The sequence below is a fragment of the Pseudomonas sp. SED1 genome (genome assembly GCF_034044025.1).
GTDB lineage: Bacteria > Pseudomonadota > Gammaproteobacteria > Pseudomonadales > Pseudomonadaceae > Aquipseudomonas.
In genome coordinates this window covers 77826-104437 of record NZ_JAXCIS010000015.1, presented here as the reverse complement: position 1 = coordinate 104437, position 26612 = coordinate 77826, and the positions used below count along the sequence as shown (strand labels likewise).

24 protein-coding genes are annotated in these 26612 nt (G+C 57.3%); 13 read left to right on the top strand and 11 right to left on the bottom strand.

Annotated features, from left to right (window positions below):
• Nucleotides 1–19 precede the first annotated feature (19 nt).
• Nucleotides 20–1366, bottom strand: a complete 1347-nt coding sequence (locus tag SNL23_RS02295; RefSeq protein ID WP_318301498.1) for a glutamine synthetase family protein — start codon at nt 1364–1366, stop codon at nt 20–22.
• 23 nt (nt 1367–1389) lie between these two features.
• Nucleotides 1390–1947, bottom strand: coding sequence for a helix-turn-helix domain-containing protein (locus SNL23_RS02290; protein ID WP_076016898.1), 558 nt, complete (start codon nt 1945–1947; stop codon nt 1390–1392).
• A 57-nt stretch (nt 1948–2004) separates the two neighbouring features.
• On the opposite strand from SNL23_RS02290, the gene SNL23_RS02285 reads away from it, so the two are divergent.
• Nucleotides 2005–2397, top strand: coding sequence for a nuclear transport factor 2 family protein (locus SNL23_RS02285; protein ID WP_256576955.1), 393 nt, complete (start codon nt 2005–2007; stop codon nt 2395–2397).
• 12 nt (nt 2398–2409) lie between these two features.
• Here SNL23_RS02285 and SNL23_RS02280 read toward each other — a convergent pair whose 3' ends face one another.
• Nucleotides 2410–2760 (bottom strand): LemA family protein, encoded by a 351-nt coding sequence (locus SNL23_RS02280; protein WP_076016900.1) that lies wholly within the window; start codon nt 2758–2760, stop codon nt 2410–2412.
• Between the two features lie 160 nt (nt 2761–2920).
• Between SNL23_RS02280 and SNL23_RS02275 the strand changes: the two genes are divergently transcribed.
• Complete coding sequence (locus tag SNL23_RS02275; protein WP_003211589.1) at nt 2921–3229, top strand: RcnB family protein; 309 nt, start codon at nt 2921–2923, stop codon at nt 3227–3229.
• A gap of 155 nt (nt 3230–3384) precedes the next feature.
• Nucleotides 3385–4569 carry an MFS transporter gene (locus SNL23_RS02270; protein ID WP_318301497.1) on the top strand — a complete coding sequence of 395 codons (1185 nt, stop codon included), beginning with the start codon at nt 3385–3387 and terminating at the stop codon, nt 4567–4569.
• A gap of 105 nt (nt 4570–4674) precedes the next feature.
• Here SNL23_RS02270 and SNL23_RS02265 read toward each other — a convergent pair whose 3' ends face one another.
• From SNL23_RS02265 to SNL23_RS02255, 3 genes are all read right to left on the bottom strand, one after another.
• Entirely contained in the window at nt 4675–4944 is a 270-nt protein-coding gene (locus SNL23_RS02265; RefSeq protein ID WP_003211585.1) for a DUF1652 domain-containing protein, read from the bottom strand.
• An 11-nt stretch (nt 4945–4955) separates the two neighbouring features.
• Entirely contained in the window at nt 4956–5207 is a 252-nt protein-coding gene (locus SNL23_RS02260) for a CsbD family protein (protein ID WP_003211583.1), read from the bottom strand.
• A gap of 132 nt (nt 5208–5339) precedes the next feature.
• Nucleotides 5340–6836, bottom strand: coding sequence for a PAS domain S-box protein (locus tag SNL23_RS02255; RefSeq protein WP_076016902.1), 1497 nt, complete (start codon nt 6834–6836; stop codon nt 5340–5342).
• A gap of 175 nt (nt 6837–7011) precedes the next feature.
• Between SNL23_RS02255 and SNL23_RS02250 the strand changes: the two genes are divergently transcribed.
• The 3 genes from SNL23_RS02250 (at nt 7012) to SNL23_RS02240 (ending at nt 12544) form a co-directional block, all read left to right on the top strand.
• The gene (locus tag SNL23_RS02250) at nt 7012–7980 is read left to right on the top strand and encodes a hypothetical protein (RefSeq protein ID WP_076016903.1); all 969 of its coding nucleotides are present in this window, start codon (nt 7012–7014) and stop codon (nt 7978–7980) included.
• A 573-nt stretch (nt 7981–8553) separates the two neighbouring features.
• Nucleotides 8554–10518 carry a hypothetical protein gene (locus SNL23_RS02245; protein ID WP_167663278.1) on the top strand — a complete coding sequence of 655 codons (1965 nt, stop codon included), beginning with the start codon at nt 8554–8556 and terminating at the stop codon, nt 10516–10518.
• A 109-nt stretch (nt 10519–10627) separates the two neighbouring features.
• Nucleotides 10628–12544 carry a hypothetical protein gene (locus SNL23_RS02240; protein WP_076016905.1) on the top strand — a complete coding sequence of 639 codons (1917 nt, stop codon included), beginning with the start codon at nt 10628–10630 and terminating at the stop codon, nt 12542–12544.
• Between the two features lie 78 nt (nt 12545–12622).
• Here the strand turns inward: SNL23_RS02240 and SNL23_RS02235 are convergent, their stop codons facing one another.
• Nucleotides 12623–14539 carry a hypothetical protein gene (locus SNL23_RS02235; RefSeq protein WP_167663277.1) on the bottom strand — a complete coding sequence of 639 codons (1917 nt, stop codon included), beginning with the start codon at nt 14537–14539 and terminating at the stop codon, nt 12623–12625.
• A gap of 295 nt (nt 14540–14834) precedes the next feature.
• Here SNL23_RS02235 and SNL23_RS02230 point away from each other — a divergent pair, with 295 nt between their 5' ends.
• Nucleotides 14835–15455 carry a transglycosylase SLT domain-containing protein gene (locus SNL23_RS02230; protein ID WP_076016908.1) on the top strand — a complete coding sequence of 207 codons (621 nt, stop codon included), beginning with the start codon at nt 14835–14837 and terminating at the stop codon, nt 15453–15455.
• A gap of 39 nt (nt 15456–15494) precedes the next feature.
• Here the strand turns inward: SNL23_RS02230 and SNL23_RS02225 are convergent, their stop codons facing one another.
• The 3 genes from SNL23_RS02225 to SNL23_RS02215 all read right to left on the bottom strand — a co-directional run bounded on the left by SNL23_RS02225 (nt 15495) and on the right by SNL23_RS02215 (nt 17969).
• On the bottom strand, nt 15495–16658 hold the full coding sequence (locus SNL23_RS02225; RefSeq protein ID WP_318301496.1) for a hypothetical protein: 1164 nt from the start codon (nt 16656–16658) through the stop codon (nt 15495–15497).
• Nucleotides 16659–16672: 14 nt separating this feature from the next.
• On the bottom strand, nt 16673–17560 hold the full coding sequence (locus SNL23_RS02220; RefSeq protein WP_076016910.1) for a nitrilase family protein: 888 nt from the start codon (nt 17558–17560) through the stop codon (nt 16673–16675).
• A gap of 175 nt (nt 17561–17735) precedes the next feature.
• The gene (locus SNL23_RS02215; RefSeq protein ID WP_076016911.1) at nt 17736–17969 is read right to left on the bottom strand and encodes a DUF6124 family protein; all 234 of its coding nucleotides are present in this window, start codon (nt 17967–17969) and stop codon (nt 17736–17738) included.
• A gap of 484 nt (nt 17970–18453) precedes the next feature.
• Between SNL23_RS02215 and SNL23_RS02210 the strand changes: the two genes are divergently transcribed.
• The 6 genes from SNL23_RS02210 to SNL23_RS02185 all read left to right on the top strand — a co-directional run bounded on the left by SNL23_RS02210 (nt 18454) and on the right by SNL23_RS02185 (nt 25804).
• On the top strand, nt 18454–18795 hold the full coding sequence (locus SNL23_RS02210) for an FKBP-type peptidyl-prolyl cis-trans isomerase (protein WP_076016912.1): 342 nt from the start codon (nt 18454–18456) through the stop codon (nt 18793–18795).
• 12 nt (nt 18796–18807) lie between these two features.
• Complete coding sequence (locus SNL23_RS02205; protein ID WP_318301495.1) at nt 18808–19410, top strand: GNAT family N-acetyltransferase; 603 nt, start codon at nt 18808–18810, stop codon at nt 19408–19410.
• Between the two features lie 553 nt (nt 19411–19963).
• Nucleotides 19964–20680, top strand: coding sequence for an MgtC/SapB family protein (locus SNL23_RS02200; RefSeq protein WP_076016913.1), 717 nt, complete (start codon nt 19964–19966; stop codon nt 20678–20680).
• A gap of 292 nt (nt 20681–20972) precedes the next feature.
• Nucleotides 20973–21599: a response regulator transcription factor gene (locus SNL23_RS02195; RefSeq protein ID WP_318301494.1), complete on the top strand. Its 627-nt coding sequence runs from the start codon at nt 20973–20975 to the stop codon at nt 21597–21599.
• A gap of 1 nt (nt 21600) precedes the next feature.
• The gene (locus tag SNL23_RS02190) at nt 21601–25236 is read left to right on the top strand and encodes a transporter substrate-binding domain-containing protein (protein ID WP_318301493.1); all 3636 of its coding nucleotides are present in this window, start codon (nt 21601–21603) and stop codon (nt 25234–25236) included.
• A 136-nt stretch (nt 25237–25372) separates the two neighbouring features.
• Complete coding sequence (locus SNL23_RS02185; RefSeq protein ID WP_076016916.1) at nt 25373–25804, top strand: chemotaxis protein CheY; 432 nt, start codon at nt 25373–25375, stop codon at nt 25802–25804.
• Here the strand turns inward: SNL23_RS02185 and dkgB are convergent.
• Nucleotides 25801–26604, bottom strand: a complete 804-nt coding sequence (gene dkgB / locus SNL23_RS02180) for a 2,5-didehydrogluconate reductase DkgB (protein ID WP_076016917.1) — start codon at nt 26602–26604, stop codon at nt 25801–25803. The genes SNL23_RS02185 and dkgB overlap by 4 nt on opposite strands.
• Between the last annotated feature and the right edge of the window lie 8 nt (nt 26605–26612).

The following is a 26612-nucleotide window of genomic DNA, read 5'->3' as shown; positions in this document are numbered from 1 at the left end:
AGAGGCTAACCATCAGAGCCTAGAGATACCAGCGATATTCCCGCGCATGAATTTCCTGCTGGAATGCCAGGTGGTCCTGGCGTTTGTTCTCGCAATACACGTCGACAAACTCGGCGCCCAGGCCTTCGCGCAATGCCGGCTGATGCTGCATGGCGCGCACTGCTTCGAGCATCTCCAGGGGGAAATCCGTGCCGCTGTTGCGGTCTTCGTTCAGCGGGGCGAGGGGTTCTTTGGCAGCCTCAAGACCGTGTTCAAGCCCCACCAGAATCGCCGCCAGCACCAGGTACGGATTGGCATCGGCACTCGCCAGGCGATGTTCGATGCGCAGGTTGCGTGGGTCGGATTCAGGAATTCGTACACACGCGTCGCGATCCTCATAACCCCAGCACGCGCGGGTTGCCGCGTTGACCGTGCCGCCGAGGCGGCGGAAGGCGTTGTGGTTGGGCGAGAAGATTGGCATGCAATGGGGCAGCAGCTCGAGGCAGCCGGCCACCGCGTGGCGCAACGGTTGCTGCTGATGGGCGGCCAGCAGGTTATTGCCCGCTGCGTCGTACAGGCTGACATGCACGTGCATGCCGCTGCCGGGGTGTTGCAGGTAAGGCTTGGCCATGAAGCTGGCGCGATAGCCGTGCTTGAGGGCCACGCCACGGGTGCTGCGGCAGAACAGGGCCGCCCAGTCAGCGGCGCGCAGGCCGTCTTCCAGGTGGCCGAAATTGATTTCGAACTGGCCGGGGCCGAGTTCGGCGGTGATCACCGTGATGTCGATGCCCTGGGCCTTGGCGGTCTCGACCATGTCGTCCAGCACAGGGGCGAAACGCGACAGGCGCTCGATGTGCAGGTTGGGCTGGTCGTCGGCGTCATCGCTCAGCGGGTCGCGGGCGAATTGCGGCAGGCCGTCGCTGAGCTTTTTATCGAACAGGTAGAACTCCAGCTCAAACGCCACCACCGGGTGAATGCCTTTGTGGTGCAGGCGCTCCAGCACCTTGGCCAGTACTTCCCGGGGTTCGAATTCGATGGGCGCTTCGGTGCCGTCGGAGGTGATCAGCATCTGCCCCAGCGGCTGGGCTTCCCAGCTCACCGGCTTGAGGGTGCCGGGCACCAGGCGGCGGTTGGCGTCGGGGTCACCGTCGTGAAAGCAATAGTCACCGATCTTGAACAAACCGCCCTGGGCACCCAGCAGCACTGCGTTCTGCGGCAGTTTCAGTGGGCTGCCGGCGGCGACCTTTTCCAGCATGTCCACCGGGTAGCGCTTGCCGTAGAAATGCCCGGGAATGTCCAGGGCAATCAGGTCGACATAACGCACATCGGGATGGTTCTGGCGAAAGGTCCGGACTTCGGCCAGCAGCGTGGAGGAATGGCTTTTCACGGATGACGCTCCTTGGTGTGCCTTCAGTTGTAGACCCACAGCACGCGGGCTGGCAGGTCAGTCAGGTTGCCGTAGCGGCAGTGGGCGAAACTGGCCAGGTGGAAGCTGTCACCCGGGCGCAAGGTAACCGAGTCGGCCTCGCCCTCAACCCACAGTGTCAACTCGCCTTCCAGTACATAACCGGCCTGTTCGGCACGGTCGCTCATGGTCTGTTCGCCACTGTTGGCGCCGGGGGCCAATAGGCTGTCGAGCATCGAGAACGCGCCGTGCATGCTCGGCGACACCAGGATGTCGGTGATGCCGTTGGCGTAATACACCGTGCGCCGTTCATTGGGGCGCGTGACCCAGTTCACGGCCTTCGGTTTGGACAAACTGTAGAAGTAGGTGGTGGGCACACCGAGGGCATGGCTGATAGCGGTCAGATCGGCCACGGTAGGGCGCGACAGGCCACGTTCAACCTGGGACAGGAAGCCCACGGAACGCTCGATCTTTTGCGCGAGTTGCGCCAGGGTGAGCTTCTTGTGCTTGCGCAGGTCGTGGATCAGGATCGCCAGGGCGTCGAGTTCTTCTTGCTTGTCCATAGGCGTTTCGTGAAATTCTTATTAAGAAATTTCATGAAAAATTACAGGATTAATTTCATGGAGGCAATGGGTATGGAGTTGGCGGAGCATTTACGCAGCCTGGAACAGGAGCTGCATCAATGCACCACCCGTGCAGATGCGGCGCGCTTGTCGGTGCTGCTGGCGGATGATTTCGTCGAATTTGGCGCCAGTGGCAATGTGTGGGCCAGCAAGGCCGAGGTGATCGAGGGGCTGCAGGATGAGATGTTTTCAGCCCGTAGTATCAGTGACTTTGCTCTGAAGATGCTGGCCGAAGGCGTGGCGTTGGTGACGTATCGCTGTCAGCGGGCGGCGACTGAGGCCAATGCGGCGGGGGAGTCGTTGCGCAGTTCGGTATGGCGCGTGAGCGGCGGGCAGTGGCAGATGGTGTTTCATCAGGGCACGCCGACGCGTCAGCGTGCACCTGTGTAAGTGTCGGCAGGTTCAGGCCGTGTGCTTGACCTCAAACCCGGACAGGCTGACATCATCACGATGCCCCAGCAGCTCGGCCACCACCGACGTCGGCGACTTGTGTTTGTAGGCGTTGTAGTTGTTAACCGAATCGTGGAACAGCTGCCGTGAGAACGCGACGCGGCTTTCCAGGCTGGTAATCTCCGCGGCGGGTGACGAGGCGTTTTGCGCGGTGGCCAATTGTTGCTCAGCCTCTTTGAATTGGCCGAAGGCTTTTTTGCAACGATCAAGCAGCGCCACCAGTTCCCGGTAGGTGCCGAACACGTAAAGCGCGAGCAAGGTGACAATAGTCACGAAAATGATGATGACGTGGGTACCAGTCATTGGACTTCCTGAGCAGCTGGAAAAAAGAACCAATCTTATCTGATTAATCGTCGCCTCGGTCGTTGGCCGTCCATCCATCCGCCGCTTCAATCACTTCGCTGAATGATTCTTCACGGCTGCGGTCGGAATCTTTACGCGTCATTCATTGAAGGAAGTGCCCATGAAGTCCAAATCCCTTGTTGCCTGCCTGCTGGTTGCCGCGAGCCTGTCCGCCGCGAGTCTCACCGTCCAGGCCGCGGATACCCCGCAAAAAACCGTGCAGCCTTCAAACATCAATACCCGCGACCTCAAGACGGGCGACCGCGCGCCAGACATTCTGATGCGTAAGGAATCGGCCATTGCCGACTGGAAGAAACGTGGCTTGAAGCAGCCGGAAGAAGACAGCCAGTGGGCCCGGGTAAACGACAAGTACGTGTTGCTAAAAACCACCAACGGCACGATTCTCGACATCACGCCGGTTAAAAAATAAGGCGTTCAGCGGGATGAGCGACCAAGTCCTTATCCCGCTGCATTTATTTTTTGCATAAATGCATAAATCAGCATTTATTTCGTCTCATCTTGCGTTAAGGTACATCCGCTTGCAGGCCGCAATGGCCTCGTTACCTTGATCAAAATGAGAGCAGGATGCTTGCCACAATAAGAAACTACCCACGTACCGTGAATCTGCTGCTGTCGGCCACGCTGATCCTCACGCTGGCCAAAGCCATCACGTTTCCGTACCTCGTAATCTACCTCACCAACCACTTCGCCCTCGATATCAGCCAGGTCGGCCTGGTGATCGGCAGCTCGCTGATCGTCGGTTCGCTGCTCAGTGTCTACGGCGGTTTCCTGGTAGACCGCATCAACAGTTATCGGCTGTTGCTCAGCCTGAGCGTAGTGTTTGCCCTGGGGTTTATCGGCACGGTGCTGGCCCGGGAAATCTGGTCGTTCTATAGCTGCCTGATCCTGATCAACCTGGCGTACGCGGTGATCGACATTGCGATCAAGTCCGGGTTTGCCAGCCTGTTGCCGGAAGATGAACGCAGCGAAGCGTTTTCCATCAAGTACACCCTGACCAATATCGGTTATGCCGTAGGGCCGTTTTTTGGCGCGATGATAGCCAAGCTCGATATCAGCTTGCCGTTTATCTTGTCGGCCGTTCTGGGCCTTGGATTTTTCCTGCTGTATTGGCGTTGGGGCGACCGCACCTTGGCCACCGTCGACACCACGCAAAAGCCGGTGTCATTCCTCGCCGTGGGCCGCGTACTGCTGCGGGATCATCGGCTGGTGTGCTTCACCCTCGGCGGCCTGCTCAGTGCCGTGGTGTTCGGCCAGTTCACCGCGTACCTCTCGCAATACCTGGTGACTACCACCACGGCTGAATACACCTACACGATTATCAGCGCGGTACTCACCACCAACGCCGTGTTGGTGATCACCCTGCAATACGCGATTGGCCGGCGGATTTCCCACCGTTACCTGAGCCAGTGGCTGATCTTCGGCTTGGGCATGTTCATGCTGGGGGTGATTGGTTTTGCCCTGGCGAGCAACGTGTGGTGGTGGATCCTGGCGATGGCGATTTTCACCGTGGGTGAAATCGTGGTGTTCCCGGCCGAGTACATGTTTATCGACCGCATCGCCCCGGACCATCTTCGAGGCATGTATTACGGGGCGCAAAACCTCTCCAACCTCGGCGCTGCCCTGGGGCCGGTGCTGTGCGGGCTGGTACTGGCCAGCCTGCCGGCCCACTACATGTTCTACATGTTGGCAGCGTTTATCGTCGGCGGAGGGGTGTTCTATTTTATCGGGGCGTCGTTGAAGGCACGCTAACTACTGTAGGAGCGAGCTTGCTCGCGAAGGTCGTCAACGATAATGAGCCACGCCTGAATGAGCGCGGTGCCTGGGCGTTTTTCGCGAGCAAGCTCGCTCCTACAGTTACAGCGGCCGTAGCGGCAGGTCATCCAGCCTGAGTTTGCCAACGGTGTTGCTCTGCAATTCGTAACGCAACTCGTCGACCATCTTTTCCACTTCCTGCGGGGTCTGCAGCTTGTTGACGCTGATCCCGGTGACCACCAGGTCCACCCGGCCGCTTTCGGCATCGAAGACTTTGAGGGTCAACGAGGCGTCACGGCACAGGGTGAACTCGCAGGTCAGGGGCGACAGGGCCTCTTCAATGCAGTTGCGCAGTTGGGAGAGCGTAAACATTAGGGCGCTCCTCAGCGACGACGCAGCAACAGGCCCAGCAGCAGGCCGACACCGGCGACAATCGCTACGGTAGCCAAGGGTTTTTGCTTGGCAAAGTCGCCAACGGTGTCCAGCGCGTCACCGTAGGTTTGCTGCAATTGGCCTGCGGCCTGGCGGGCCACACCTTCGGCCTGGAGACGTTCGTCACCGGTCAGATCACCCAGAAAACCTTGAGCCTTGCCGGCCACTTTTTCGACGGCGCCTTTGACTTGTTCGCTTTTCATGACGGATTCCTTAAAGGGCATGACATCTCAACAGCACAGGACCCAAAGCCCTGTGCCCACCCTTCAAGGTTAAGCAGTGCACCCTCGTGCAATAAGGCGAATTTGCACCGGTCGCACTAGTGCATTTGCACTCTATTTCGGTTTTTTAACCCGCAATTCACCGGCAAACAGCCCGCGCTCACGGGCCCAGACGATGGCTGCACTACGGCTATGCACCCCCAGCTTGGAGTACACCGTGGCCACATGGTTACGCACGGTGTTGGGCGCCAGTTTCAGGCGCGAGGCAATCTCCTTGTCGGCCAGGCCTTCGCAAATCAGGCCCAGTACATCGCGCTCACGGGCGGTCAGGTCGGTGAAGGAAATGTTCGGTACATTGGGGCTGTTGACGCTCTTGGCATTGGCCAGTTTTTCAATCAGCGTCTGGCTGAACCATGAGGCGTCCTGCATTACTTCCTCGATCGCGGCTACCAGTTCCAGCTCGGAGCGCTTGCGTTCGGTGATGTTCATCAGCACCAGCAGGTAGCAGGGCACGTCCTGGATGCTCACGGTGTCGGCAGACAGCACGCAGTCGATCAGCTCATTGCCTTTCTTGCGGATCTTCAGGTCGAGGCCGTCGAGGTTGCCGGCTTTTTCCAGGGTGGTGAACAGTTGCGTGCTCGCCTGGGGACTGTCGATAAAGTCGATGTCTTCGATGGATTTGCCGATCAGTTCTTCACTGGTATAGCCGGTGATGGTCATGAAGGCTTCGTTGATATCCACCACTTGGCGGTTGGCGGCGTTGCACACCAGGGTTGGCACCGGCGTCAGGCGGAAGGACTTGGCGAAGCGTTCCTCGCTCTGGCGCAGGGCGGTTTCGGCTTTGCGGCGCGGCTCCAGGTCGGTGAAGGAAAACAGCATGCAGTCTTCCTCATTCATGTCCAGCGGCTGGCCGGCCACGATCACCAGCTTGCTGCCGCCTTCGGGCAGTTTCAGCTCGGCTTGCATCTGCGGAATGGTCGCACCTTCCCCCAGACGTTTCACGGCGAGGTCTTTGTTTTCGGCCTGCTCCAACACGTCCAGTTCGTACACTGAGCGGCCGATCACCTGGTCGCGGTTGTAGCCGGTCATCTCCAGGAAGCCTTGGTTGACCTTGATATAGCGCAGGTCGCTCAAGCGGCAAATCACCGCCGGCGCCGGGTTGGCGTTGAAGGTTTTTTCGAAGCGCTGTTCGGCGCTGGCCCATTCGGTGGCGTCGCTCAGGATCAGTACCAGCAACTCCGGCTCACCGGACGCGTCGTCGAGCACCAGGCTGCGCAGGCGGTGCACCCAGGTCTTTTCCTCGTCGCCGGCAGACGTGACTTCCACCACCACATCGCTGAACTCTTCACCGTCCGCCACCCGGCTTAACGGGTAATTCTCAAGAGCCAGGGGGTGATTGTTGCGATACCGCAAGGCAAAGCGCGCGGCGTATTCCTTGGTGTTGGCACCCAGGTCTTCGACGTTATCCACGCCATGCATCAGCAGCGCGGCTTCATTGGCCCAGAGGATGGTCTGGTCGGCCTCGGCGAGGATCACCCCGTCGGACAAGCCGGAGATGATCTGCTGCAGTTGGCGGCGGTTGGTTTCTTTGGCGAGGACGGCCTGGCTCATGCTTTCTCCTGGGGTAAGTCGCATAGGAAGTACGACACCTGAGGCTCAGGATAGTGCAGAGAAAGTGCACGGCGCGGGGTGCGAATGCACCAGTGCGCCTAGTGCAATTGTGCCGAGACCGAAGGGTAGGTGCCTCGCCAAACTGGCCACCTACCCACTGTTCAAAGGATTTAACATGACCACTGTCTATGAAACCAACCGTTCGCTGTTTCGAGTCTCCTGGGGCTCGGTATTGGCCGGTAGTGCAATTGCCCTGGTGACCTATTTGGTGTTGAGCGTACTCGGCACCGCAATTGGCGCCAGTGCTGTAAACCCGATGGCGGCCGGTAACCCGCTGAGCGGTTTTGGTACCGGTGCCGGTATCTGGCTGTTCGTCTCGACGTTGCTGGCCATCGGTGCCGGTGCATTCGTGGCCGGGCGTACCGCACCGGATCGCGGCGGCCTGCATGGCGTGTTGAGCTGGACCATCACCACCTTGTTCACCACCTGGCTGCTCGCCGCGCTGGCCACCAGCGTTGTCGGTGCCGCGGGTAACGTCGTCGGTAAAGGGTTGTCGGCGGCCGGTAGCGGTATCGCCGCCGTGGCGCCGGGCATCAGCGACAGCGTCAAGCAGCAGTTGAATGAGCAGGGCATCAAGCTGGATTGGAACAGCCTGCAAGGCCAGCTCGACACGTTGCTCAAGCAGAGCGGCAAGCCTGAACTGGACCCTGCCAACGTCGAGCAAAAAGCCGATCAAGCCGCTGCGGATGGCAAGCAATCGGCCAACGATGCGGCGACCAACCCAGCCCAGGCCGGTGATGAACTGAAGCAGTGGTTCGAGCGCGTCAAGGCGTCCGGTGAGCCCGCCTTGAATGCAGCAGACAAGCAGGCGCTGGTTAACATCGTCGCTGCGCGTACCGGCAAGAGCCAGGCTGAAGCCACCCAGATCGTTGACAACTACGCCCAGGCCTACCAGCAGGCCGTGCAGAAGGTTGACGAGCTGAAGCAACAGGCTGAACAGAAAGCCCGCGAAGCCGGTGAAGTGGCGGCCAAGCAACTATCCCGTGCAGCGTGGAGCACCTTGTTGATGTTGCTGCTGGGTGCGGCGTTGAGCTTCGGTGTAGGTCGCCTAGCGATCACTACACGTCGGGTGCCATTGGCCTGATCATGATGTGAGGTGCTGTCTGTGGCGAGGGAGCAAGCTCCCTCGCCACAATGCTTTCCCAGGCCATGTGGCTTCCTACGTCGACCCCGACTACATGCACTACGCCTTGCGTGACTTGTCCGGTGACGCTAACCGGCCGCTCCGTGTACCGACCCCCGGCATCAGGGAAGCCTCCGCGCCGCTGCACCATCTGCTCCTGGCAAAAAAGTCTTTAGCTAACCCGACCTGTACATCGATCGCCGCCGCCAAGCGGCCCAGGCCGATCACTTGCAGCTGCTCTAATGCCTGGCGATTCCCCTCAGCCAGCCGAGCCTGCAACGCTCTTCCACCGAGCGCCGCGGCTGATGCCTTGAGCGTCTGAATAAAGAAAGGGCAGTTTTGGAAAGCGTCGCATTGTTGTCCTGACGAGCCACTCATTTCACGTTTCTAGCGTAAGACGAACGGTGTACCTACCTGTTAGATCTGACAGTAGACGGAGGGCAGTCATTGCCTTTAACTACATATGTCTTATAAAAATTCAATTCAGAAAATAGATTTTTTGTTTTCAGTTGATGAACGGTAGGAGATAACGTGATGAGTAATTCTTTATTGGCCGCTCCTAAAGCAACTAATGTAACTATTATTGGTGAGCTGATACCCGGCGGTTCAGTACGCGGCAGTTATTTCTTTGACGGTGCGGGAGCTGCTGAAGGAGACTCCAGTTATCGGTGGTATATTGATGAGGTTCCGTACGCACCAACCTCAAGATTGGACTTCCCAATTGGCTCAAATTTGGCGGGTAGAACACTGCGGTTTTCGGTGATTCCAAAGTCCGATTCAGGAGAGGCTGGGATAGAGGAAGTTTCGAATATATATAGAGTGGCGACGGGTTATCAAAATATCTCCGATGAGGAAAATAACAACAGCTTTATCAAGCAGCGTGGGAATTTTTCAATTTATAGTAATGAGCCAAGTGATCGAATATTTATTTCAAGTTCTGGCGCGTTCTCGGTTATGGATGGGGGCAGTCAGAGTATTATGGTTAAGGGAAGCGCTTCCTACGCTGGCGCGCCAGCCCCAGAAATTTTACAGTACCTGAGAAATAATCCGGCTACCCGTATTTATTCGACCGAGAAGGATTTTGCCGCTCTTGTTCCGGTGTTGGGAAGCACTACGCGGTTGTTACTATGGGGCGCCAATATCGGTAGCATTCCACCTGGGTTGGAGTTGAATAACGTAAAGTTTGTATATGGCAACTCTTCCGCTTTTGCTTTCATTTATGATAATCCGCCTCCAGGAAAAAATACTATTGGTGCGTTTGGTGATCCCGCGAATGGCGGCGTAGTTCCAGATGATATTCAGCGAGCATTATTGTTCGATAAGCCCAAAGCCATTTATGCGACGTCGCTGTCTTTTACAGTTTTAACGGAAGCTGGACGTCTCTACGCATGGGGGAATAGGGATGATGGGGGATTTATATCGGCGACAGTTAGAACTCAGTTGGATCGAATTCAGGTTGAGCGAGTCATTAGTACTGCCGGCGCATTTTGTGCAATTGGCCCTGAGCGATTTTCTGACCCTAAAATCAAAAGTGTTGTGACGTGGGGCAATACCCTTACCGGGGGGGTTCTTAATCCTTCAGATATTGAAGAGATTCTTGATCAGGACGGAGTTGTCCAAGTTGTGGCCAGTCGTAATGCTTTTTGTGCGATCACTAAACGGCGTAGTAAAGCATTGGCATGGGGTGGAGCGGACGGTGGGTTGATGACTGAGGCGGCAAAGGCACTTGCCGCGCGTGGAGGCATCGTGATGTGCAAGGGGGCCGCTTGGGCGTTTTGTATGATTAACAGTTTTGGAGATGCCGAAGCCTGGGGCAGATCCGATATGGGGGGGGCCACGCCACCACTAGGTGTTGCGGCTGAAGGACCGAGAGATGCCGAACAGTTGCTTAACGAAAGTGGTGAAAAACCACGCATCGCGGCAATGTTTAAGGCGCTGAACGTGGATGGTTGGTACCAAAAAAGCTTAACGGCCGTCTCTCAGGCGTGCGTGTGTGACTCGGCAGGGAATGATGGGAATAGTTTGTATCGATTAACCACTGCTTCTGGAGTAATTACACTTTCCTCGAATGATACGAGTTTCTTTTTATGTGGTCAGAATATGGATGGTACGACTAATAGTTTGATTGCGTGGGGGAATGCAGGTTACGGTGGTTCGATTCCTCAAGCGACCAGACAAGTGCTAATGGCAAGTCAAATAGAAAAGATACATTGTTCAAATGGTGCGTATGGAATCATTAGTGCTCAAGGCAGTGTTACAGGGGTCGTAACTGTTTTTGGCGGGAACAATAATCAGAACGAAGCAGGGCAGATTCCAGATAACTTGCAGGCCTATGTAGAGTCTGGAGTTCAAGAGCTTTATTCCATTAAGCAAATGCCGCCACGAGCACCCACTACTGTACGATTGTCCTCCGCTCTCGTCGCTAGGCGCGTGGATGGAAGTTATGTTGTCTGGGGCGCGAAGAATCTTGTGGCCAACGAATTAATCCTGCCAAAATGATAATATCAAGTGAGTGGCGGTGTTTGGCATTTTTCGTGCGGCCTTGGTGTTTTTTTTGCATTAAGGCTTCTGCTCAGCCTGTCTTGTCTAAAATTGGCGGGAGGTCAAAATGATAATTAACAAAAAAACCGCGGCGGGCCCCATTGCCTCCAATCTGGAAGTTATTGGAGATGCATTAGTGAGAGCTACGGTGCACGGTACCTATACCTATGAAAGTAACGGTGGTAATCATGAGGGTGTCTCTCGTTTTTATTGGCACATAAATGGTGTTCGCTTAATTGAAGAGGGGCAGCTCGATATTAAGTTGAAAGCGTCTGATGTTGGTGGGTTTCTGCAGTTTTCAGTAGTGCCTGTAGCTTCGGGTGGGGTTGAAGGTGTGGAAGCCTTTTCGGATTATTATGAAATACGTTCTGGTTTTCAAGGCATAAGTGATGAGGAGAACGAATGGTGTTACTTGAAGCAGAGAGGTAACTTTTCGTTTCATGTGCCAGAACCTGAAGATAGGATATTTGTATCTACTGGGGGCGTATTTGCGTTACTTGAGCCTGTCAGTGGTGATGTGTTTTTGGAAGGTCAGAATGGTTGGGGATTGCCGGTGCCTCCAGAAATAATAAACTTTCTAAGAAATAATAAAGCGATCAAGTTGTTTTCCTCAGAGTTCAGCTTTGCTGCATTGGTGATAGTGGGTTCTACTAATCAGTTATTATGTTGGGGAGCGACGATCCCGGCGGTTCTACCTCCGCTTCAGGGAATCAAGTCCGTTTACAGCACACGCAGTGCCTTTGCTTTCATTTATGACAATCCTGTGCCGGGTGCGAATAGCATTGGAGCGATAGGTCCGCTGAACAACCCCGCTTCGACAGTGCCTCTGGAAATTCAGCAGGCACTGTGGTTTGACCCTCCTGAAGCTATTTACGCCGCCGATGATGCCTTCGCCGTACGAACCCGGGGAGGTCGCGTATATGCTTGGGGGCAGGCTAATAACGGAGGCTCTATTCCAGCAAATGTGCGCTCACAACTCAATAGGATGTTTATCACGCGAATCGTCGCAACAGCTGTTTCATTCTGTGCGATCAGTGATGAGGGCGACATTGCGGTATGGGGGCTGGCAGCGGGGGGAGGTACGATTGCTGCGGACCGTCTGGAGAGGATTCTGGATGACGGCGGAGTGCAGTCGGTCATTGCTGCCACTACTTCTTTTTGCGCGATAACCAAGAACCGTCGCAGGGCAGTGAGTTGGGGACGAGCTGCCGAAGGTGGTGATATGTCTGCGTCTGCTGCTGCACTGGCTTTGCGGGGAAATATCGTTATCTGCAAATCAACTCGATGGGCCTTTTTGATGGTTAACAGCAATGGTCAGGCGGAGGCTTGGGGGGATACCCGATATGGAGGGGCGCCGCTCACCTCTCAAATAAAAAGGGAATTCAAAGCTGCGTTCAAAGACACTCATCCGGTACCTGGTTTCCCCAATCGTAATTCGGATAAGGCTAGCGCCACAAGACGACATGGCAACGTTTCTTCAACTGTCACTACTGTTGATGGAAATATAAGTTTGTATTCCAATGATGTCAGTTTTTTCCTGTTGAGTCGCCATGATGATGGTCGGACCAATTCCATTGTAGTGACAGGCTTGAACACTCATGGAGGGGCAATGAGCCCCGCACTGCGGCAAGTCTTAATGGCAAGCTTGATTCGCGATGTTTATTGCACCAATGGTGCTTATGGTGTCATCACCACAGCCGGAGGAACAGATGGAGCAGTGTTGGTATGGGGGGCAACTCTGGCAATGGAGGATGCTGGCGAGATTCCCCCCGAGCTTGCGCCTTATCTGCGCAGCGGAGTAACAGAGTTGTACTCCATCAAACGCTTTCCCTATGTCCAAGTACCGCCGCCGCCGCCGCCTATTCCCCCGCGTCCGGATCCATCGTTTGCAGCGCGACGAGTGGATGGCACCTATGTACTTTGGGGCGGAAATGTAAGAAATCAGTATCTCGACCCACAGAAAGCAACATTAGTTACTCCCTAGCCTTCTTTCGAAAAAGCTTGGGGACGGCTGCAATAGCCCTCCCCAAGAGATCGAAGCTGGGAAGAATTATGAAGCACCTTACCGATGACGTTTTGCGCTTCGTTCCAGAACCTGGATCTCATCAAGGAAAAACGTAGCGGCGGTGTTAACGGAAAAATAGATGACTGCGTTCTGCGTTTGCGCAGGAGTTACTGCAGGAGTCGTAAAAGTATGGCTGAATTTTTCCCAGTTTCTGTTAGGCATGACCGTTTTAACGCTTGTCTCACCGGCAAAGGCAGTCGTGATACTTGACGGCGTGGTGCTGCCCGTCGTCTTGCAATAGAAACTAATTTCATACTGGGTACTGTTCTTTAAGCCAGCGTATGCTTTTTCTATTCCGGGCTCGATCAATTCGGCTGCTGTCTTGGAAGCCCGCCAACACACATTTTGCGCTCCATCAATGGCGAGTTCCCCCCGTACTGAAACTTTATTGGCCCAACTGTTCCAGTTGCGATTGTCGAAGCTCGTGAAGTCCCTGAGTGCTGGCGTCAGTTTCCCTACCTGTACTACGCGGCGTAGTGAGTTCATGGGTGAGCCCGTGCCTCGCGTGACGCTGTAAAACACCTCGGTAAGACGTTGTTGAAATCGCCGCAGCTGATTTCCTGGAACATCAAATGTCAGGTCGCTGCGCGGTGGTGAATCCCCTACAGGACGACTGTCAGTGTATTCGACAGTGTCGTCTTCGCTGCCTGACAACATCGCGATCGTCAGCGTGTCAGAAGGATGCCAGCTTGCTTGCCTGGGAAGACGAATGGTGATTATTGGGAGATTGGGGTCCAGTTCATTACCCATCTGCTGATCGATAGTTGGCGCCGGCCATTCGCTAACCTCACCAACTACCCTTAGGTGCAAGTTGTAGGAGCGCTTATCTGGTAAGTCACCAGCCTGTAGTAAGTAATGAACGACTACGGTTCCTTTGGCAATGGCGACGACCAGCGCATTGTCGATTTCGAAATCATAGGTACCAGCCTCTGATATAGGCTGGCTCGGTGTGGCCGGCACTGAGTTCCCATCCCTATCTTTGCCGGCCCAGATGAGGGATGCGAGCAAGTAATGCTGAGCATCTGATTCATCGATATCGATCTGGAGCCTCACATTCCAGCTACCCAGCTCTGCCAGACTGATAACGTCATGCTTAATGACGGGAAATACTACACGAGGTGCATTGGGGCGTTGTACATTCAGGTGTACGTCCACTCTGGTTCGCGCCGACCAACGTGCCCATTCGTCCGGGTAGTTACCGGTCGGGCCAATGACCTGGAAAGCCACAGGTATGAAGTCACCGTTTCCTGCGAGAGCGATCAACGAGTAGTCAATGAGTACAGAGATATCTTCGTCGACTTCATCCACGGTAACTCGGCGTGACACAGTTTGAGATCCCCAGGCGACGAGGATGAGGTCGTATGCCGCCATATTTACCCAATGCCTGCAGACGATTTCTACACCTAATCTGGCGCGCTCATCGTTTACGCCATTCAGCACCACATCCTCAGGCAGTTCGAATATCAGATTCTGATTGCCTTCCTCATCGTCGTCGGGATCTCGTCCCCCGGGACGGCGCAGGTTGACTCGTAAGCGAAGCGGTTTGGTCTCACTCGGATTTCCACCGGGCCGCTTTACCTGGGCATATACCGGATCGGCCCAAAACTCACGTATGTAATGTGGGAATACAGTAAACGGTATGCAACTTAATTCCTCGTCACCCTCGTGAATGATGTTGGAGGCTACTGCTATGGGGTGGTCACCCCAGAACAGATGAAACTCTGTGCCGAGAGGACTGGAAGGGGGGCGTTGCATACGCACGGTCAAGGGATGTTCGACGTGCCGCAGACCAATACCACCATCGGCAGGGCCTGCGGGATTTTCAGGGGCGTCAATATCCTCCGCAATGGGGGGCTGCATTCCAGGAATCTCTACGGCTGGCAAAAGATCGATCTCTACAGGGGGAGTGGACATGATGGGATCCTCGGGATTCATAGGCTCCGGCTTATGGGCGGCTCGGCAAAATCAATCAGATACTTAAAGAAAAGTTCTGGCTACTGTCAGAACTTACAGGTGGCGATGAACATAGGCTGTTGGCTTGAGTTGTTCGTCCTGATTTACGCGAGGCACCGAGTCCCAAGGGTGACTACGTGCCGGTGACGACTCATGGCGGTGTGTCCACCGGAATAGTGTCGCTTGCCCCTCTGCATCAACCCCGCCGAACGAGTAAACTGCCCGCCTTTTATCCTCACGATGAGACGGTGGGCTTTTGAACGCAGTAAAAACCACAGGGCTGTTATTACTCACCGCCTTATTGGCTGGATGCGGAACCTCGCCGCCCCGCACCCCCAACGACATCTGCGGCATCTTTCGCGAAAAGGACGACTGGTACGACGCCGCCAAGGTGACCCAGGCGCGCTGGGGCGTGCCGATCCAGGTGCCGTTCGCGATCATGTATCAAGAGTCCGGCTTCCGCCAGGACGCCAAGACCCCGCGCAAATACCTGTTATGGATCATCCCCTGGGGCCGCGTGTCCACCGCCTCCGGCTACGCCCAGGCCAAGGACGAAGTGTGGAGCGACTACCAGAAAAGCACCGGCCGCACCGGCGCCAGTCGCGAGGACTTTGACGACGCCATCGATTTTGTCGGCTGGTACATGGACAAGACCTACACCATCAACGGCGTGTACAAATACGATGCCTACGGCCAATACCTGAACTACCACGAAGGCTGGGGCGGTTATCGTCAGCGCACCTATGCGAGCAAAGCCTGGCTGATGCCGGTTGCCAGCAAGGTGCAAGCGCGTTCGCAGATGTATGCGGCGCAATATGCGGGCTGCAAGAATGATTTGGGGCGGGGGTTCTGGAGTCGGTTTTGGCATTGGCTTTGAGTGCGCGGGCATTCCATTGCCCGGCTTAAGGGAGGGTGGCTAAACGGCTAACCATCCCACCAATGGCACCACCATCAAGGTGCTCAACGCCATCGAGATGACGTTGCCGATATAAGGATGAAAGTGCGCGGGTAGCCGTCCTGCAATGGCGCAGGCCAGTGGCGGCGCAATCAACGCGCCTAGCAATGCACTTGAACCCATCACCACCCAGCTGCCGCCATAGGTCAACACGGCCGCCGGGACCACCGACACCAGCGGAACATACGTGGGATACCAACCACGTTTGATCCACTGATGTCTCCAGATCACCACGCCCAGCGCAGACGTCAACGCTTGCGCGCCGATCAGATGCACTATCAGGCCAGATCCATAGGCCGGGCTCATCGGGTTCAGCGCATAAGCCAGTAACACGCCAGCCAATAAGCCAAGGCTGGCCAGCTCATTGCCAAAGAACGGCGCTTCGGAAAAGTCTGCCAATACCCTTCGCGCGCTCCATACCACGCCATAGCTCGGTGGCTTCAAGGGCGCAGGCTTTATCGGGGCTATGTAGTGGCTGCGCACCAGGATCGGCACGCGACGGCACAACACAAATGCAATCACACTGCCAACCGCCATCCCCAGCACATTTCCGATGACCACCGGCAAGCCCAGCGGTACGCAGATGTAATTGACGATCAACAAACACATCGGCGTGACCAGCAAGGCCCCTAGCACTGCGCCGTTGAGGGTGACTTTCCAGCCTCCGCCGAACATCAGCACCATGGCCGCCGGCAGCGAAACAAATGCTGCAAACGTCGGCTGCCAAGTGCTTGCAGTCACAGTCCATCCCCATAGCGCATTACTCAGCAGTAAACCGAGTAATGAGCTGGTCACCAGCCAGGGCCATAGCCCGGTGCCATACGAGATGGCAAAGCCTTGCCAGGACTTGCCTGTACGGCTGGCCCACCACGCCAGGTACGCGCCGCCAAGCAGGCCGAGTGAGGCCAGTTCATGTTTGTAGAACGCGACTTCGCTGATATCCCCCAGCACCCAGCGAAGCCAGGCGCTGGGGTGAGGAAGGCTGGTCACCATGTCGACATAGCCCGGCCAAGGGTGAGTCAGGGCTATCCATAGGATCAGCAATGCACTGGCAGCGCCCAGGGCGATGACTGTCTTATCGGCTCGGGAGCAGTGTAGGGACGGTTTTTCTAAAAGGATTTCCATCATGGGCCCTCCGATCAGCGTGGCAGGGCGCGGTGCTGGGTATACCCGAGCATCTGGTCGTAAAGATCAGTACGCCGGTCCCGCTGCAAGTCGTTGAGGCTGTTCCAGATGGGTGCGCTGCGAGCGCTGGTGAGGTCAACATCGGCAAACAGGATCTCCTGCCGATTCGCCGAAGCCACCGCGCCGATGGGCCAACCGTTGGTTCCGGCAATCAGCGAACACCCGAGGTAACGTGCGTCGCGTTCCTCTCCGATACGGCTGGCAGCGGCGATAAACACGTTGTTGACGTGAGCAGCGGTCATCGTGAGGTACGACGCCATGCACTTCCCCGCGTCGTCGAACAACGGAGGCGGGGTCCATACCCAGTTGTTGAGGCTGCAAATAATATCGGCGCCTTGCTGGCTGAGGATGCGCGGCACCTCAGGGAACCAGATGTCCCAGCAGATCAACAGGCCTATGCGGCCTATGGGTGTTTCAAATACGGGGAACCCTACATCGCCAGGACTGAACCAGAGCTTTTCCAGGTTCCACAAATGGGCTTTGCGGTACTTGCCGATAAAACCGTCCGGCCCCAGCAGTACGGCGGTGTTGAACAACTGCATGCCGGAGATTTCGCTGAGGCCTGCCACCAGATACACCTGATGTTTACAGGCAAAATCCATCCAGGCTTGCACACTCGGTCCGCCCGGAATGGCCTCGGCGTGATCAAACGCATCCTGACGGCTGGAGAAGAAATAGCCACAGTTCGAGAGCTCTGGCAGCACGATCAGATTGGCACCACCGCCCGCTGCTTCCGTTGCCAACTCAAGGCTATGACGCAGGTTACGTTCCCGGTTTTCCATTCCGACCTGGGGATCGAACTGTATGACAGCTATGCGGACAGGGCTTGTTGGATCGCTCATTGCGGGTGACCTCTTATTTTTATGCAACCAAGGGTGGTTGTTTTTTTATAAGAGGTGAAATGATGAACGAGGGTAAGTCAGTTGCTTCCGCTTGGGTTGTAGGTCAGTTCCGGTACGTAGTTTGCTAGAGGCATGGGGATCGTTCCCTCGCTCGGCGCGGGAACGATCGATATCCTTAACGCGGTTGTAAACAATCCACCGCCTGGTCAACCATCACGCGTGCCATATCCACCAGGTGCATTACTGAAATGACTAGTGCCCGCGACGTGCCATCCAACTGGTCGCCGGCTTGTTGGGCGGTGACTGATGCGCAGTGCAACAAGCTGCTGGTATGGGTGAGGGCGCTTTCAAAACTGGTATCGGGGTCAACGGAAAATAGCGCTGGTTCTTCAGTAACAATCTTGCTCATGGTTAAACTCCTAATCGACGTTAGAGAGCCGACACCATCGCTACTAAACGGGGTGGCGGCCGCACGCAGGTTAGTAGACCGGTGATTAGGACCCGGCGCACCCGTAGGTGCCCTACGCACGGCCACCATAACGCAGGGCCGAAAAAAAGCGCCTTGCAGAAGGGGGCGCCTTGCGCCTAATCACGTCGTGGGCTACTAAACCCGGTCACTGAATTGGCAGTGACCGCTGGAGACTAGCCATGTGATTTGAACGGCACAAGGGGGCAGAATTTTCTAGGAAGCTTCCTGCAAAGGAAAGAGAAATGTCACTGATTTGGCCTTTGACGGACGTGTAGTTGTCAGGAGTCAGGCATTCCATATCGGCATTCCTTCTCCTGAAAACGTAAACTGCCGTTCGTTTTTGGCCATTACCTGAATTAGCGCAAAGGGCGGCTGGCTTTCATCGATTAACCTACACCGGCTGCTGTGACAACGAGAGAACACGATGAGCAACGAACTTGAAATAACCGACGTCCGCCTAGGCGACGGCAAAGCCGTGGTCAAAGGCGCCCTGATCACCACGCAATACACCGGCACCCTCGAAGACGGCACGGTGTTCGACTCCTCCTGGGAGCGGGGTAAGCCGTTTCAATGCGTGATCGGTACCGGTCGCGTTATCAAAGGCTGGGACCAGGGGCTGATGGGCATGAAAGTCGGCGGCATTCGCACGTTGTTTGTACCGGCGCATCTGGCGTACGGCGAGCGATCGATGGGCGCGCATATCACGCCCAACAGTAATCTGCGCTTTGAAATTGAGTTGCTGGAAGTACTGACGCGCGACGATTGAGAAGGGATGAACATGGATGTTGTTGAAACGATGGCCTTGCCGCGCAGTTCGATAGCGGGCATCCGGGTGGTTGAGCTGACCCTTGAGGATGAAGCCGAGCTGCAGGGCTTTTTCGAGGCGGCGCCGGAGTATTTTCTCGCGGTCAACGGTGAGCCTGCCATGCCCATGGAGGCGCGGGATGAGTTGACTCTTCAACTGCCCGACACCTGGAGCTACACGCGGATGTACTGGATTGGCTATCGCAATGCCGAAGGGCAGTTGGTTGCGGTGGTGAATGTGGCGTCCGACCTGCTGGCGGCCGGGGTTTGGCATATCGGGTTGCTGTTGGTGGCCACGCCGTTGCATGGCACCGGTTTTGCGCGGCAGCTGCATGCGGATTTCCAGACGTGGGTGGTGAGCCAGGGCGCACGCTGGTTGCGGCTGACGGTGGTGGTGGGGAACGTCAAGGCCGAGCGGTTCTGGCCCCGGCTTGGGTATGTTCAGGTGCGGACTCGGGATGGGATCGAGATGGGGCGGCAGGTGAATCGGGTGTCCATTCAGGTGAAGGCCTTGGCGGGTGGGCAGATCAATGAGTATTTGGCGCTGGTAGAGCGTGATCGACCGTCCTTTGCGTAGCAGCTGTCGAGCCTGGGCGAGGCTGCGTTCGGCGCGACTCGGTGCTGTGTCTGGCTCGATGACCGCAGTGCGGCCGACGCTGCCTCGCTTAGGCTCGACAGCTGCTACGGGGGTGGAGGCGCCTACCTGAACCCTACCTGAAGAATCTTCCTAACCCTTTCGGGTGCGCTTTCCTACGGTTTACTCTCCTTAAATCGGAGCGTAAACTTCGCGCGTTTTCATCAATAGCGGAGACCCTCAGTGGGTACTTGTTCGAGTGACAGTCGTCGGCCGGTCTCGATAACCGGCACAAACTTGGCAAGATAACGCGCATTTTTCCGATGCCGTTGTCTCGCCCAAAAGCGAGAAACGGCATCCCGGTAGCGGCCAGTCCTGGCCCGATTCCGAGTTCCCTCTCATCGACGCTGACCAGTAGGTGATGCCCTGCATCGCGGTACTACGGACGCGCCTGTCGTTTGCGACAGGCGGGCCTGTCCTGTCGTGCCCGCCACTCGGCCACGGCACCGGACGGTCGTACCTGCCCGAAGGTTTCCTCACGCAGGAGTGACACACCATGCAAGCAATCAACAACATCAACCTCAACTCACTGATCGACACGCTGGTCAGCCTCACCGCAGCCTTTATCCTCGGCGGCTTGATTGGTTTCGAACGTCAGTACCGCCAGCGCACAGCAGGCTTGCGTACCAATGTGCTGGTGGCGGTGGGCGCGGCGATTTTCGTCGACATGGCCAACCGTCTGGGCGGCGCGGAAGGGGCGGTGCGGGTCGTGGCCTATGTGGTCTCGGGCATCGGTTTTCTTGGTGCCGGCGTGATCATGCGTGAAGAGGGCAACGTGCGCGGGCTGAATACCGCAGCCACCCTTTGGGCATCGGCGGCGGTGGGCGCGTGTGCCGGTGCCGACCTGATCCTCGAAGCGCTGCTGGGCACGTTGTTTGTGCTGGCAGCCAACACCTTGCTGCGGCCGATCGTCAATAACATCAACCGCCAGCCATTGGACGTGGTGTCGGCCGAGGTCACCAACATTCTCTACGTGGTGGCCCGGCGTACCCAGCAAAAAGCGGTCTTGGCCTTGCTCGAAGCCGAGCTTGCGCGCTGCAACTACCCGGCCAGTGACGTGGACGTACGTCCCTTTGGTCCTGAAGAGGTGGAAATCGAGGCGACGCTGGCCGTGACCTCCGTCGACGGTGACGAACTGGACGCGCTGGTGGCGCGTATTTCGACCTCGACTCTTGTGGTACAGGCGTTCTGGAGCCCAAGTACCACCGACTAGACGACCTCCGCTCCCCGGCAGGCCGCTCTTTACTATGCTTTAGTGAGGAAAAGTCCTACATCGAGCTGGGACTATCCCTTCAGTTGCCGCGTCATTCCATTGGTAAGGTTGCGCGCTTGCGACTAGCCAGGCACGCCGGTGCCGCTTACCTATGGTTATGCGCGGTTCAAGTGGAGGGACCCGGCTATTGCTTGTAGGAATGTTCAGAGCCGTTCGTCGGAACTGTCATTTCTCACAGGTAGATAGGTCCCGTGTGATGTGTAACGGTGCTGAATTCTCCCAGGGGAGCCTTATGAGCAAAGCTTTAATCGTGGATGACCATCAATTTATCCGCGCAACCGTGCGCTATCTGCTGAGGCAGGAAGGTTTCGACACGATCTTCGAGGCCGGCAACGGCGCCGATGCCATGCAGATCGCCAGGGAAGAGCGCCCCGAGCTGATCATCCTCGACCTGGCGATGCCCAAATTGGGCGGCCTGGAGGTGATCAGCCGAATCAAGGCGCTGGGCCTGCCTTGCAAGATCCTGGTGCTGACGTCCTACCTGGCGGTGTTCTTCTCCACCCGCTGCATGCGGGCCGGTGCGATGGGGTTTGTCGCCAAGACCGGCGAGCTGGATGAACTGCAAAAAGCGATCAAGGCCGTGATGTCCAACTACAGCTGCTTTCCGAGCCTGCCCACCAGCTCGGTGCGGCGCGACGATTTGCAGTCCACCGAGCAGGACCTGGTGGCAGAGCTGTCCGACCGTGAGTTGACCGTGTTGCAGAAGCTGGCACTGGGGCTTGGCAACAAGGAAATAGCCGAGGACATGTTGCTCAGCCACAAGACCATCAGCACTTATAAAACCCGCTTGAAGGAGAAGCTGCGGATGTCGTCGGTGGTGCATTTGTCCAAGTTCGCCCAGCGCAATCACCTGATCTGAAATGAACAACTTCCGGGTCTTGTGGCTGAGTGCAAGTCTGCTGCTGGGCGTGTTTTGTACACAAGGCCTGGCCCTGGGTGAGCCACGCACCCTGTACCTGCTGGGGCACTCCATTCTTGAAACCCCCACCGTAGAGCTGCAAGAGGCGGACTGGCGCTGGCTACGCGAACGGCGCCGCTTATTGATGGGGATTTCGGCGCCTGATTACGCACCTTTCGAGCTGAGCACCAGCGATGAGCTTGAGGGGATTACGGCGGATTATGCGGCGCTGATCGCCGATGCACTGAACATCACCATAGAAGTCAGACGCTACGACAATCGGGATGAAGCCATCAGCGCGCTCAAGCGCGGCGAGGTGGACTTTATGGGGTCTGCCAACGGTTACGAAGCAGCAGACTCGCAACTTGTGTTATCGCGCTCCTACGCCATGGATCAACCAGCACTTGTAACCCGCACAGGCGACAGCCAGACCTTGAGTGCCGACCTGGCCGGCAAGCGCGTGGCGATGTTCTATCACTACATGCAACCTGATGCGGTGCAGGCGTTTTATCCCCATGCCCGGCTACAGCTTTTTCCGTCGACCTTCGAGGGCATCGGTGCGGTGGCGTTTGGTCAAGCAGATGTTTACCTGGGGGACGCAATCAGCACCAACTACCTGATCAACAGAAACCACCTGAACAACGTTCGAATGGCGGATTTCTCGTCACTTGAAGTCAATCCCTTCGGGTTTGCATTCCCCCGTGACAACACGCGCCTGCAGTCGATCATCAACGCGGCGCTGGCCGTTATTCCGGTCAGTGAGCAGATGGAAATCCTGCGGCGCTGGAGTGCGGGTAATCTTGGGTTCCTGGGCGCGGACCGGTTGCGCTTGAGCGCCAGTGAACAGCGTTGGCTGGACAAGAACCCCAGGATAAAGGTCGCGGCACTCGACAAGTTCCTGCCGGTTTCATTTGTCGACAAGCAGGGCGCGTTCGAAGGTTTGAGCGCGGAGGTGCTGGCTCGCATCAGCTTGCGCACCGGGTTGAAGTTTGACTTCATCCCGGGCACCTCGATGCCCCAGCAAATCGACAAGGTCAGCGCGGGTGGCGCAGACATGATCGCGGTGGTCACGCCCAGCGCCGAGCGGACCGAAAAGGTGCGCATTACCCGACCTTACCTGATCAATCCGTTTGTGCTGGTCAGTCGCATTGATGACGGCACCCCCCTGACCCTGGAAGACATGGCCGGCAAGCGCCTGGCGCTGATTGGCAGCAATAGCCTGCAGGAGGGGATCGCCCGGGACTATCCCACCATCAAGTTCGTGGACGTCGAGAACCCTGAACACGCCATGGCGCTGGTGGCCAGTGGCGGCGCCGATGCTGCCGTCAATACCTTGATCAGCGCCCGCTACATGATTGCCCGCGAATACCGTGACCGGTTGCGGGTTACCAGCACGGTCGGCTCTGAGCCGGCCCGCATCGCTTTCGGTGTCAACCGCAGCCAACTGGAGTTGTATTCGATCCTGGACAAAGCACTGCTGAGCATCACGCCCCAGGAAATGGACGAGTTGGCCAGCCACTGGCGCAGCGAAGTGCTGGTTGAAGACAGCTACTGGGCGCGGCACCGCAATGCAATTATTCAAGGCTTCAGCCTCGCGGCACTGCTGTTGCTGATCACCCTCTGTTGGGCAATCTATCTGCGCCAGCTGATCCGCAAACGAGTCCAGGCCGAGCGCGCCCTGAGTGATCAGATGCGCTTTATGGGGGTGTTGATCGACGGCACGCCTCATCCGATTTATGTGCGGGATCGCCTCGGTCGGCTGATGGCATGCAACAGTGCTTACCTCGATGTGTTCGATTACAAGCTGGAGGATGTGACCGGTAAAACCGTGGTCGAGACCGACCCTGGCAATCGTCCCCAGGCCGAGTCTTTTCATCAGGATTACCTGCGCCTGATGGAGCGGGGCGAGCCGCAGATCCAGGACCGTGTGCTCAAGGTGCCGGACGGGACGGTGCTGACCATCTACCACTGGATGCTGCCGTACCGCGACGGTGATGAGCGGGTAGTGGGCATGATCGCCGGCTGGGTCGACGTCAGCGAAAGGCAGCACCTGCTGGGCCAGTTGCAGGAGGCCAAGGAGGATGCCGACGCAGCCAATCGCGCCAAGACCACCTTCCTCGCGACCATGAGCCATGAAATACGCACCCCCATGAACGCCGTGATCGGCATGATCGAACTGGCCTTGAAAGCCGCCGAGCAGGATCGGGCCGACCGTGATGCGCTGGAGGTGGCCGCTGATGCGTCGCGGGGCATGCTGGAGTTGATCGGCGATATTCTCGACATCGCACGCATTGAGTCGGGCCATCTGTCCCTGGCCCTTGAACCTTCGAACCTGCACGAGTTGCTGTCTTCCGTAGCACGGGTATTCGATGGGCTGGCGCGGGCCAAGGGCCTGCTATTGACGGTGGAACTCGACCCGCTGATTGACCGATACGTGGTGGTGGACCCGATGCGTTTCAAGCAGGTGGTGTCGAACCTGCTGAGCAATGCAATCAAGTTCACTCCCCATGGCCAGGTACGGCTTGGCGCGTCCGGTTCGTCGGCGATTACCAACGGCTACCTGAGCCTCAGGCTGTGGGTGGAAGACACCGGCATCGGCATCAGTGTCGAAGACCAGAAACGCCTGTTCAACCCGTTTATCCAGGGCAACAACACCGCGCAATCGGCGCGCAGCGGTTCGGGCCTGGGCCTGGTCATCAGCCGCAACCTGTGCGAGATGATGGGCGGGCAACTGCAATTGAGCAGTCTGTTGGGGCAGGGCACCCGGGTGGACGTCACGCTGGAGCTGGAAGTCGCCGACGCGATCCTGAGACCGGCCGTATCCGTTGCCTTGGAAACTCCGCCGGTTCATGCACTGAGCATTCTGGTAGTGGATGACTACCCGGCCAACCGACTGCTGCTGGCCCGGCAGTTGAGCTTCCTGGGGCACCGAATCACCACTGCCGAAGATGGCGTCGAGGGGCTTGAGTTGTGGTTGTCCGGTCATTTTGACGGGGTGATTACCGACTGCAATATGCCGTTCAAGGACGGTTACGAACTCGCGCGGGATATCCGCACCCTGGAGCGTGAGCGTGGCCTGGCGCCTTGCCTGCTGTTGGGGTTCACCGCGAATGCCCAGCCCGAGGAGGCCGAACGTTGCCGGCAGGCGGGAATGGATGGCTGCCTGTTCAAACCCACCGGCCTTGAGGATTTGCATGCGGCTCTGGTGCTGCGAACGGCAACGCCTTCTGTGGCACCGGCCACCGCAGATGAGCCATCGGCAGACTTTGACTTGAGCCACCTGGAGAAACTGACCGGGGGCGATATCGACGCGGTAAAAGAATTGCTGGCGCCGTTGCTCGACAGCCTGGAAGCCGACCATGGGCAGTTGCTGATCCTGCAACGCAAGGCCGACTTTGCCGGCCTGCATGACTTGGCCCATCGCACCAAAGGCGGCGCGCGCATGGTTAAGGCCCAGGCATTGATGGAGTGCTGTGAGGTACTGGAAAACGTCTGTGAACGGCAAGCGCATAACGAGCTGGCCGGTACCGTCGACGACGTGGACGAAGCGCTCGCTCACCTGCATCACGGGTTGTCGGTTTATTGCAATCAGACTTGACCGGCGAGGGCTGTCATTCGAGCTATTTGGGACAACTCCTACATGAAGGTGGAACAAGCCTTATTTAGTCTTCGAGATATGTCTGGAAAATAGGCCGCCCAGTCCCTCACGAGCGCTCCTTGCTCAGGTGATCGCCATGCCAAACAAAGCACTGACCATCCTGATCGCCGATGAACAGCACCTTCAACGGCTGTACATCGAAAAAATGCTCAACCAATTGGGCTACTACCGCATCGTCCCGGTGCAAACTTTTGAAGAAGTGCTGATCCTCACGGCCATCCCGACGGAGCCGTTCGACGTGCTGATCATCAATGCCGGGTTGGCAGACAGCGAGGGCGGGGTACTGGCCTACCAGGAACAGCACCCGCAGATTCGCCATGTGCTGGTCTACGATATCCGCGACCTGGGCACGCCGGCCGCCACACCGACACTGCTGGTGCGCCTGCCGGGAGCGCCGGACAGCGTCAACCTCGAACACTTCATGGACATCATCGACCCGCCGCCAGCCACTTGTGGCTTGCGGGTACTGCCGTGGCTGCGGGAGTTGTCCCGCAGCCCTGCGGCTTAGTCCCAGTTCGGGGCGATGCCTTTGGGGCTGGTCAGCCGATGGTCACGCTCCAGGCCGGCGATCTGCGCCATATCGGCGTCGCTCAAGGTCAGCTCCAGCGCCTTGAGGTTGCTGGCCAGGTTGGCGCGCTTGGTCGACGACGGGATCACCGCGTAACCCAGTTGCATGGCCCAGGCCAGGGTCACTTGCGCCGGGGTTGCCTGATGACGTTCGGCGATCTGCTGGATCACCGGGTCCTTCAGCACTTCGCCGTAGGCCAGGGTCATGTAGGAAGTGATCTGGATGCCATGGGCCTTGGCAAAATCCGCCACGGTGCGGTTTTGCAGGTACGGGTGCAGCTCGACCTGGTTGGTCGCGATGTGCTCGGCACCGACGGCGGCAATCGCCTGTTTCATCAGGTCGACGGTGAAGTTGGAAATGCCGATCTGGCGGGTCAGGCCCTGGCGCTTGGCTTCCAGCAACTGGCCCATGAACTCGGCGACCGGCACCTGGTCTTCCGGCGATGGCCAGTGGATCAGGGTCAGGTCCAGGTAATCGGTCTGGAGCTTGCGCAGGCTCTCCTTGAGGCTGGGAATCAGCTGGCCTTCAGCGAAATTGGCGATCCAGATCTTGCTGGTGATAAACAGCTCGTCCCGTGGGATGCCGCTGTCGGCAATGGCCTGGCCGACATCGGCTTCGTTCTCGTAGATTTGCGCGGTGTCGATGACGCGGTAGCCCAGCTCCAGGCCGGTGCTGACGGAGTCGATGACGACCTGGCCTTGCAGGCGGAACGTACCGAGGCCGAATGCGGGAATAGACATGAGTGACT

Bases quoted from the DNA above. Each gene is read 5' to 3' on its own strand.
- SNL23_RS02290 (WP_076016898.1), bottom strand. From the start codon at position 1,947: ATGGACAAGCAAGAAGAACTCGACGCCCTGGCGATCCTGATCCACGAC.
- SNL23_RS02285 (WP_256576955.1), top strand. From the start codon at position 2,005: ATGGAGGCAATGGGTATGGAGTTGGCGGAGCATTTACGCAGCCTGGAA.
- SNL23_RS02280 (WP_076016900.1), bottom strand. From the start codon at position 2,760: ATGACTGGTACCCACGTCATCATCATTTTCGTGACTATTGTCACCTTG.
- SNL23_RS02275 (WP_003211589.1), top strand. From the start codon at position 2,921: ATGAAGTCCAAATCCCTTGTTGCCTGCCTGCTGGTTGCCGCGAGCCTG.
- SNL23_RS02270 (WP_318301497.1), top strand. From the start codon at position 3,385: ATGCTTGCCACAATAAGAAACTACCCACGTACCGTGAATCTGCTGCTG.
- SNL23_RS02265 (WP_003211585.1), bottom strand. From the start codon at position 4,944: ATGTTTACGCTCTCCCAACTGCGCAACTGCATTGAAGAGGCCCTGTCG.
- SNL23_RS02260 (WP_003211583.1), bottom strand. From the start codon at position 5,207: ATGAAAAGCGAACAAGTCAAAGGCGCCGTCGAAAAAGTGGCCGGCAAG.
- SNL23_RS02255 (WP_076016902.1), bottom strand. From the start codon at position 6,836: ATGAGCCAGGCCGTCCTCGCCAAAGAAACCAACCGCCGCCAACTGCAG.
- SNL23_RS02250 (WP_076016903.1), top strand. From the start codon at position 7,012: ATGACCACTGTCTATGAAACCAACCGTTCGCTGTTTCGAGTCTCCTGG.
- SNL23_RS02245 (WP_167663278.1), top strand. From the start codon at position 8,554: ATGAGTAATTCTTTATTGGCCGCTCCTAAAGCAACTAATGTAACTATT.
- SNL23_RS02240 (WP_076016905.1), top strand. From the start codon at position 10,628: ATGATAATTAACAAAAAAACCGCGGCGGGCCCCATTGCCTCCAATCTG.
- SNL23_RS02235 (WP_167663277.1), bottom strand. From the start codon at position 14,539: ATGTCCACTCCCCCTGTAGAGATCGATCTTTTGCCAGCCGTAGAGATT.
- SNL23_RS02225 (WP_318301496.1), bottom strand. From the start codon at position 16,658: ATGGAAATCCTTTTAGAAAAACCGTCCCTACACTGCTCCCGAGCCGAT.
- SNL23_RS02220 (WP_076016910.1), bottom strand. From the start codon at position 17,560: ATGAGCGATCCAACAAGCCCTGTCCGCATAGCTGTCATACAGTTCGAT.
- SNL23_RS02215 (WP_076016911.1), bottom strand. From the start codon at position 17,969: ATGAGCAAGATTGTTACTGAAGAACCAGCGCTATTTTCCGTTGACCCC.
- SNL23_RS02210 (WP_076016912.1), top strand. From the start codon at position 18,454: ATGAGCAACGAACTTGAAATAACCGACGTCCGCCTAGGCGACGGCAAA.
- SNL23_RS02205 (WP_318301495.1), top strand. From the start codon at position 18,808: ATGGATGTTGTTGAAACGATGGCCTTGCCGCGCAGTTCGATAGCGGGC.
- SNL23_RS02200 (WP_076016913.1), top strand. From the start codon at position 19,964: ATGCAAGCAATCAACAACATCAACCTCAACTCACTGATCGACACGCTG.
- SNL23_RS02195 (WP_318301494.1), top strand. From the start codon at position 20,973: ATGAGCAAAGCTTTAATCGTGGATGACCATCAATTTATCCGCGCAACC.
- SNL23_RS02190 (WP_318301493.1), top strand. From the start codon at position 21,601: ATGAACAACTTCCGGGTCTTGTGGCTGAGTGCAAGTCTGCTGCTGGGC.
- SNL23_RS02185 (WP_076016916.1), top strand. From the start codon at position 25,373: ATGCCAAACAAAGCACTGACCATCCTGATCGCCGATGAACAGCACCTT.
- dkgB (WP_076016917.1), bottom strand. From the start codon at position 26,604: ATGTCTATTCCCGCATTCGGCCTCGGTACGTTCCGCCTGCAAGGCCAG.